The organism is Mycobacterium sp. (genome assembly GCF_004298145.1).
GTDB lineage: Bacteria > Actinomycetota > Actinomycetes > Mycobacteriales > Mycobacteriaceae > Mycobacterium.
Genome location: NZ_SCRH01000051.1, coordinates 1 through 7,155, shown reverse-complemented (window position 1 = coordinate 7,155; position 7,155 = coordinate 1). Strand labels below are relative to the sequence as shown.

10 protein-coding genes are annotated in these 7,155 nt (G+C 63.9%); 1 reads left to right on the top strand and 9 read right to left on the bottom strand.

Translation table 11 applies throughout. The features are described 5' to 3' along the window. Positions 1-178: 178 nt before the first annotated feature. Positions 179-334 carry a hypothetical protein gene (locus EPN51_RS21525; RefSeq protein WP_293046686.1) on the top strand — a complete coding sequence of 52 codons (156 nt, stop codon included), beginning with the start codon at positions 179-181 and terminating at the stop codon, positions 332-334. 358 nt (positions 335-692) lie between these two features. On the opposite strand, the gene EPN51_RS21520 is transcribed toward EPN51_RS21525, so the two are convergent. From EPN51_RS21520 to EPN51_RS21480, 9 genes are all read right to left on the bottom strand, one after another. Then, entirely contained in the window at positions 693-1,391 is a 699-nt protein-coding gene (locus EPN51_RS21520) for a DUF3800 domain-containing protein (protein ID WP_293046684.1), read from the bottom strand. 45 nt (positions 1,392-1,436) lie between these two features. Further along, positions 1,437-1,898 carry a hypothetical protein gene (locus EPN51_RS21515; protein WP_293046682.1) on the bottom strand — a complete coding sequence of 154 codons (462 nt, stop codon included), beginning with the start codon at positions 1,896-1,898 and terminating at the stop codon, positions 1,437-1,439. A 250-nt stretch (positions 1,899-2,148) separates the two neighbouring features. Beyond that, the gene (locus EPN51_RS21510) at positions 2,149-2,814 is read right to left on the bottom strand and encodes a hypothetical protein (protein ID WP_293046680.1); all 666 of its coding nucleotides are present in this window, start codon (positions 2,812-2,814) and stop codon (positions 2,149-2,151) included. A 169-nt stretch (positions 2,815-2,983) separates the two neighbouring features. Continuing rightward, positions 2,984-3,160 (bottom strand): hypothetical protein, encoded by a 177-nt coding sequence (locus EPN51_RS21505; RefSeq protein WP_293046678.1) that lies wholly within the window; start codon positions 3,158-3,160, stop codon positions 2,984-2,986. After that, positions 3,160-3,405 carry a hypothetical protein gene (locus EPN51_RS21500; RefSeq protein ID WP_293046677.1) on the bottom strand — a complete coding sequence of 82 codons (246 nt, stop codon included), beginning with the start codon at positions 3,403-3,405 and terminating at the stop codon, positions 3,160-3,162. The genes EPN51_RS21505 and EPN51_RS21500 overlap by 1 nt, the downstream gene beginning before the upstream one ends. Next, positions 3,402-3,746, bottom strand: coding sequence for a hypothetical protein (locus EPN51_RS21495; protein WP_293046675.1), 345 nt, complete (start codon positions 3,744-3,746; stop codon positions 3,402-3,404). Before EPN51_RS21495 ends, EPN51_RS21500 begins: the two co-directional genes overlap by 4 nt. Continuing rightward, positions 3,739-4,095 (bottom strand): hypothetical protein, encoded by a 357-nt coding sequence (locus EPN51_RS21490; protein WP_293046673.1) that lies wholly within the window; start codon positions 4,093-4,095, stop codon positions 3,739-3,741. The genes EPN51_RS21495 and EPN51_RS21490 overlap by 8 nt, the downstream gene beginning before the upstream one ends. A gap of 499 nt (positions 4,096-4,594) precedes the next feature. After that, positions 4,595-5,425 carry a hypothetical protein gene (locus tag EPN51_RS21485; protein ID WP_293046671.1) on the bottom strand — a complete coding sequence of 277 codons (831 nt, stop codon included), beginning with the start codon at positions 5,423-5,425 and terminating at the stop codon, positions 4,595-4,597. Positions 5,426-5,514: 89 nt separating this feature from the next. Continuing rightward, positions 5,515-7,008, bottom strand: coding sequence for an NlpC/P60 family protein (locus EPN51_RS21480; protein ID WP_293046669.1), 1,494 nt, complete (start codon positions 7,006-7,008; stop codon positions 5,515-5,517). Between the last annotated feature and the right edge of the window lie 147 nt (positions 7,009-7,155).

Below are 7,155 nucleotides of genomic sequence, written 5' to 3'. Positions count from 1 at the left end.
AGTCATGGGCCGCGACCATCAACTACGCCGTGTTCCTGATCGCCTGCGCCCTCATCGCCGCCGCCGTCGTCGGGGTCTTCGCCTGGGTCTCTATGAGTTCGATGTGAACCCGCACAGACCTACTGCGCCACCCCCGCGGTTGATGCAACCTGCAAGCACACACCAGGAAGGCTTAACGATGGACAACCCGAACACCGACGAAATCGGCGCCGCCGTAGCCGCATGGAAACACAACGAACCGGGCGCCGGCCGGGCCATCGCCGAAATGCTGCGGCACCACCCCCGCAGCGGCGACGTCCTCGACGAAATCCGGCGCGTCATGGGCTGCCGCTGACACCAACAGCCAACCGCAAGAGCAGAGTGCCGCCAGGGCCGTTCCCCTGGCGGCACTCTGTTTGCGTGGCGGATGGTGTCGGCTTGCGCTAGGTCCCGATCGCGGCGCGCCTTGCAGTTCGTGCAAATCCTTGCATTCTGCAACGTTTTGCAGTTCGTGCACTCTTCGGATCCCCCCACCAAAACTGCGGGAACGGGCGGACGGCTGGCGCGACATCGCCATCCACCTCGCCGCCGACCTACGGGGAGGGTACTAACCACGGCGCGCCTCTGGGCCGGCCAGCCCGCTCTTGCAAAGATGCCCACGGCGGGGCATACTTATTGACGCGGACCCGCCCCACACACGTGGATAGGCGGGTCTAGCTGTATCTAAGCTGCACCGGGTCGCCCCCCTCTGCACAGGGACGCAGATACGCGTCGTACCAATCCCAGCCATATTTGTTTCCTGAGTGGCGCGCCAGGTGCATATAGGTCGCGTAGGCGACGAGGTCGGCCATCTGGACTAGCTGCGAGCGGTGCGAATCGTGAAATAAGGGGTCTTCGATAACTCGGCGTGTCGAAAGTTTTAGGTCACGATGCGCAGCGTAGTAACTCTGATCGGTGCGCGTGCCGTCCATGTTTATCAGCCCATATTCGTCGTTAGCGATAAGTTGCTGGTCGATCATCGCCACCGTTTCTGCGTAGCAACCGGCCTTGTGGGCAAAGAAATCCTTACGCCGCTTCGCTGTCTGGCTATAGACGGCGCCGACGCGCAAGTCGGGGCAATGCTTGATCACGTTTAGGCACTTCTCCGCAATGGTACGGCCGAGGGTCTTCCATTCGTTGTTCGGCGGTGCCGTAGTGGAGATGTGCTGCCGTCCATTGATGTACTTAGTGCAGTGCAATTCCGTGGATGGCGGCACGCAGTGGTCTTGGTACAGCTGCTTTCGCAAATCCAGCCAGGCACGAAGCGCCGGGCGCCACCCCTCGGGAGTGCATTCGATCCAGCCATAAACCACCCAGCCGTGGTTGGGGCTACCCGAATCATCCATGTATATCAGCCGATTAAGTCCTGCCACCGCTGAATCGTAAGCCCACCTTGCCACTCCAAATGCGGAGATCGGTCAGAGTGGTTCTTCCTCTTCGGGAATCGGTTGGCTGCCGTACGACTCTTGGCGCTTAAGGTCGGCGAGATCAACGGCTTTCCACCGTCGGTTGTCGCGTTCGTGCCAGCGCTCCTGCCGTTCCGTGAGGCGCCGCTGGAACTCGACAGGATCCGTTTGCCTCAGAAGTGCCATCTCCGCGCAGCGTGGACATGCGCCCACCCCGTCTGTGTCGAATGGCTCCGGGTAGATGGTGCGAACCCCCATCCCGCAGGCGGCTGTCTCGGCGCCGTCTTGAAGAAACGCAGGACTAGATGCATGTTTCAGGATCCAGGCTTGCGCAGGGCGTGGATTGCGGGGATCGAACAGGTAGGCATGGGACGGGCCGGGCTCTTTCGGTGGCACCGGGTCATTCCAGTGGTCGTGCGGGTTTCGCACTACGTCGAAATAGCGGTGCGCACGCCGGGAATTGGATACCTTCATCGGGTCTCAATTCTAGCGCTAGCCTTCCCCGCGTGATTGTGAAACCAGGCCGAATCACACGCGTCTCGGCGCGTTCATCATGTCAGCCGGGTACGCACTCAGCTACTTCAGCGCCTTCGGATACTGACAGCAGCGTGCGAACGAACCCTCCTCCGCGCCCACTTGCACGATCCGCGGCCGCCCAGCCTCCAACGCCGCCACCCGCTCCTCGAGGTCTGCCACACGGCGCCGCACCGACCACCAGGGGCTGTTACGCGGTGAGGGTGCAAGAAATCTGCTGGATCGTGGTCGCGTTCTGCGCTACACAGTCGAACGCCGGGGATGCAGCTCCCGGGATACCGTCGGCTATCGCTAACGGATATGCGCTCCCACTTGGCCGCAGGTACAACTGATTCGGGCTGGTGCTCGTGAAAACGTTGTTGGCGGCGTTGAAACCGCTAAACACGTTGAACACCGTCTTATTCGGCGCGCCCGTGATCGTCAGCGGCCTAGTGGGGTTGATCGCGGGAGCACCGTTCGCCACCGACGAGCAGTTCGCGTAAGTGAACGAGGCCGCCCCAGCGATGTTGCCGTACGCGGGGTTACCGGTATACGGCGCAATCTTCGCCTGAAGTGTCTGCAACCCCGGCGGCGGGTTGAGCAGGTAAAGCAAGCTCACGTAAAAATAGTTCGAGCCGTTGTAGAGAAACACGGCAGAGCCAACACCCGTGAATGTCTTCGCGCTTCCACTCGGGTCGAGCGTCACCCCGACGCCGCCGTTAGTGACGTAGAAGCCGCCCGGGAACACCGCGAGGATCACCTTGGCGTTCGGCTCGATGTCATGCGTCCAAGTGACCGAAGTTCCGGTGTCCGTGTGGTTTTCAGCCGATGACAAGGACGTCGGCGCCAGCAGACCGGAATTACGCGCAACCCACATCTAGGTCCACCCCCCTTGCGAGTCAGTCATTTTCGATTCCTTTCCAATACCTCCGGGCGCCTTTGCCCGCCCACCTGCACGATTACCGGGCGCCCGGCTTCGAGCGCCGCGACCCGCCCCTCGAGGTCGGTCACGCGGCGCCGCAGCGACCACCATCGCCACCGCCACGTCACCGCGCACCCCGCTGCGGGATCACGTACGTGCGGCGGCACCCGTGGCCGGCGTGGCAGCCCGCGGCCACCTCGGAGCCCAGCAACCGGCGTCCATGGCGGTGCACACCGCCGCAGAACGGGCACTCCACGGCCACACCGTGTTTCGTCGAGCCGATCACCGTCGCAACCCTCATCACTCGGCCCAGCTCGGACGCGGCCGCGGCGGCTCACCAGGCACCACATAGGTGCAGCAACGGCCGTGGCCGGTGTGACAGCCAGCGATCACCTGCTTACTGCCCTTGACCCGCGCCGAATGCTGGTGCCGGCCACCGCAATGCGGACACAACACAGTGATGCCGCCGCGCGACTCCGCAACCACCTCGGCCACACCTTCAAGCCAGCCATCCGCGGTGTTTTCGCAGGTCACAGCGCTACTCATTGCGCCACCTCAAACACCGGCCGCACCGAATCATCAGCCCACACCTCAACAGAGGGAACGCCGCCGGCTTGCAGCCACGGCGGCGCGGCCGCCGGCAAAGGCAACGAGGCCCCGCCGAACAGCCACCGCGGGGCCTCAACCGGGCCGCCGCGTAGCTCACCGACCAGGGATGCGACCCGCTGGCCGGTGTCGGCGCAGTGTTTCGGCCACCGGCGGGGAGCGCGGAGCAGCCAGCGGTAGTCGGGGCCGGCGCTCCACGCCGCGGTTGTTTGCAGGCACATCTCGTAGGCGCCGGGCACACAGAAAAGGCCCTCAGCTGCGGTTTCGTCGAGTTCAGGCACTGGCGTTCCCCCAGCGAGCATTCGCCGCCTGGCGCGCCTTCACTGTGCGCAACGATTCCGGCTGTTTCGGGGCCGCGACGTCGATCTTGCCCAGCAACTGCACCACCAAGCGGTCCAGTTGGCGGATCTCGGTGGACAACTTGACCTGCGTCTTGGCTTCCGACGCCTCACAGGCATCAAAAGCACTGGTCAGAGCGGTGCGACGGTCGATTGTGTCCGCGAGGATCTCAAGGGTGTGCGCCTCGGCCGCTGTCCACGTCAGCGGCACGCCCTGGCGCTCAGCCGCCCTAGCGAGCTTGGCGTCGAGCGCGTCGAGGAGTTGCTGCGCCTCGTGGCAGTGGGTGGTCATCCTTTGCTGTCCTTTGCTGTCCTTTGCTGGCGTTAGCCGATTATTTGCTGTCCGCTATTGACACGTGCCCGTTATTGACACCCGAAAATGAAACGCGATGCGTGCGCACAGATGTGTCCAGGCGCCCGGTCGGGAGACCTTTTTAGTGTAACCAGGGGTCCCCGGCACCCCTTTTAACTGCGACGATGCGAGAAGGTATCTGTTACCGAAACCCAACACTGAGCTCAGTTGAGCGCCCTTGTCGTCAACCGAGCGGCGTAGAGGGCGCCCACTATTAGACACGGACGGCGGATTGATCTTGATGGGGCACAGAGTGTTTGCTGGCGGCATGCGGAAGTTTGCTGGCGTGGTCATAGCTAGCCGGCCCTACCCGATAGCCGACGCCCGAGCTGACGCTTCCCTTTATGCGTAGGCCAATGCGGACTCCCGCGGCCATCCAACCGATGGCTCACCACCTGTGGAATCTTCAACGCGGGCAGCGGCTTATCGTCGCCCGCGGTCACAGCTCCACCTCGGGATCGTAGCGGCGGTCGTAGGCGATGGCCGGGATCCGCTGCGGCCGCAGCCCATCCGGCGACGGGACCTGCCGCAGCATGTCGTCCAGCCTGCGCATGTCGCCGTCACTAATCATCGCTGCCTGCTGTGCGGCTACCAGACGCCGGTGTGCCGCACCGTAAGTTGGTACCTTCTCCGCGAAAGCATCATCCAGCCAGCGCGTGTCATGCCCCTTAGCCTTGAGATACGGCTCGAGTTCCTCGGCCAGCACTGACAACTGTTCTGGGGTGGCTGACTTGATGATCTCGTGCGCCGCCCCAATGCCATCCTTGGTTGCATCGAGTTGCCGTTCGGTGCGAGCCCAGTAGCGCAGCGCCCGCGACTCGGCTGCAGCGTCGCCTGGCTGTATGAGCGCCGCGCGTTCCTGAGCGATGGTGTGTTGCGCCTCATCGACTTTCGCGTGCACAGCCTCGTGCTGCCTCACCACGTCTTGATAGGCGGGTGTATCGGCGAATGCTTGTACGTTCTCGGAGACCATCTCTGGGGTGTATCGCCGGTCGTGCACGGCGGGTTCGATCGCTTCGATGTGGTCAGCAAGCGCGGTCATCGCATGCTGCTTTGATGCCCAGGCGCGCTGCGCTGCCGTCGCGCCGGTCCGATGCGGGGCTGCCTGCGTTGCAGGAGCTTTGAGGGAGAACGGTGTGGGCTGCGGTAGGTCTTTGGCGGCCATCTGGCCTGGGTTGGTGTGCTCGTGGTGCGGCGCTTGCCAATGCGATGTGCCGTAGGCGGTGATAGCGCGGTCAGCTTCGAGGGCGGCGGCGTAGTGGTCGGTCATGATGATCTCTCTTGGGTTGTGAATGGTTGACGGGTATTCAGTTTTGAATGGGCGAGCGGGTTATTCAGTTGTGAGTCTTAGGGTTACGGCTACGGTCTTCCGCCGTAGCGCCATCTTTGCAGCCGTTGCCGGCTGTCAAGCTCCCGTTGGAGCTCGTTGACGTCTTTCACGATGATTGAGCCTTCGCCGAAGTGCATGCTGTAGTCGCCCCCGCTCCCCCCAACGGCTTTCGGGTCTGGCGTCGGCATGCCCTGCGCTGCGATTGCGTGCAGGTTGCCCCACTGGTCGTCGTTGAGGATCGGCTCAGGCTTGTTCGTCATGTTCGCTGCGATGCCGCCGGGCATCAGCCATCCGCCCGTGTCGTATACGCCCAACAGGCCGCCCAAATCGGTCGGTTTGATCGGTGGCGCGGGGGGTTGCGGCTGCGCCATCGGCCCCGACTGCGGCACCGGCGGGGCGACCGGATTGGGTGTGGGGTTGGGCACAGCCGGGCCGGCCGGTGTCGGTGACAGACCGGGCGCGTTGGGTGGTGGCGCTGGGTTGAGGTCCCCGGTTCCCGGTGTCGCGAGCGGCGCTGGTTTCCCAACGACTTGCTGTCCGGGCATCTGCCCGGGCTGCACCGGCCCAGACGGTGAAGGCGTCTGCAGACCTTCCTGTTGTCCTTGCGCTTTCTCCCCGGTCGTGACCGCCGCGGCCATATTCGGCAGCTGCGGCATGAACTGCTGCGGCGAAGTCTGGAAAAACCTTGGGACACCGAACGGCATCAAGATTTCCGTCAAAGCGTCAGCGCCGATACCGGCCATCTGGAAGCCGTACTGCACACCACGTTTCGCGGCCTGAGTACCGATACCGATCGCCGTCCCGGCCGCGCCGCCGGCCGCGCCGCCAGCCCCCGGGGCGAAAGCGTTAGCGCCCATCGACACAGCGGACGAGGCGGCCGATGCTGCCTGATCAATCAAACCGTTGACGGCTTGGGCGCCCATCTGCAATGCGCCCGAGAAGAAACTCGACCCCGCAGCCCCGCTACCACCAGCCCCGGCAGGGATATAGCCTTGTGTCCGGCCATCTTTCCCGCCAGGGGCGCCCATAGCGCCCATGCCAGCCGGATCATCGGGGGCTTGCGCCACCCCGGGTAAGACAGAGGTCGCCCCACCCATGCCTTCGCTGCCCGGCAAAAACCAGTGATCCTCGAACTGCGGGTCGAACGCACCGCGTGCCAGCGGGGTGCCGATCTGCACACCGTTACTTGAAGATTCGACACTTCGACCATCCGGAAGTGTTCCGGCCATGTGGCTGTTCGGGCCGCCCCCGCCGTGATGAATACCTAGCTGGAATGTGCCAGGCTTGCTGCCGCGGACGAAACCATATGCAGCAAGATCGCTTTCGGTGTTGAACCTGGGCATCTGCTTGCCGGTCATCCGGTTGTAAATCTGCGACATGAGACCACTGCAGTCATACAGGGTGCCGTACTGGTACGGGTGGCCCTGCACGGAGTTCAGGAAATCGTTGAACGCGCCGGCCTGCCCGGTGGTCGCTTCGGGCGCCTTGATCGGCGGGACAGCGGGCATCGGGATCGGAGGCACCACGCCACCGTCGTCGAAGCCCGGCAACCGCATTCCGCCGTTCAGCGCAGCGACAATCGGCGCGGCACCGCGGTCCATCGCCGACTTACGCACCACACCCTCACCGGCCGAAACCCGGGCCGTAGGGACACCGTCCGCGCCGACACC

Excerpts from the sequence above, each read along its gene's own strand:
- EPN51_RS21525 (WP_293046686.1), top strand. The coding sequence starts at position 179 with ATGGACAACCCGAACACCGACGAAATCGGCGCCGCCGTAGCCGCATGG.
- EPN51_RS21515 (WP_293046682.1), bottom strand. The coding sequence starts at position 1,898 with ATGAAGGTATCCAATTCCCGGCGTGCGCACCGCTATTTCGACGTAGTG.
- EPN51_RS21510 (WP_293046680.1), bottom strand. The coding sequence starts at position 2,814 with ATGTGGGTTGCGCGTAATTCCGGTCTGCTGGCGCCGACGTCCTTGTCA.
- EPN51_RS21505 (WP_293046678.1), bottom strand. The coding sequence starts at position 3,160 with ATGAGGGTTGCGACGGTGATCGGCTCGACGAAACACGGTGTGGCCGTG.
- EPN51_RS21500 (WP_293046677.1), bottom strand. The coding sequence starts at position 3,405 with ATGAGTAGCGCTGTGACCTGCGAAAACACCGCGGATGGCTGGCTTGAA.
- EPN51_RS21490 (WP_293046673.1), bottom strand. The coding sequence starts at position 4,095 with ATGACCACCCACTGCCACGAGGCGCAGCAACTCCTCGACGCGCTCGAC.
- EPN51_RS21485 (WP_293046671.1), bottom strand. The coding sequence starts at position 5,425 with ATGACCGACCACTACGCCGCCGCCCTCGAAGCTGACCGCGCTATCACC.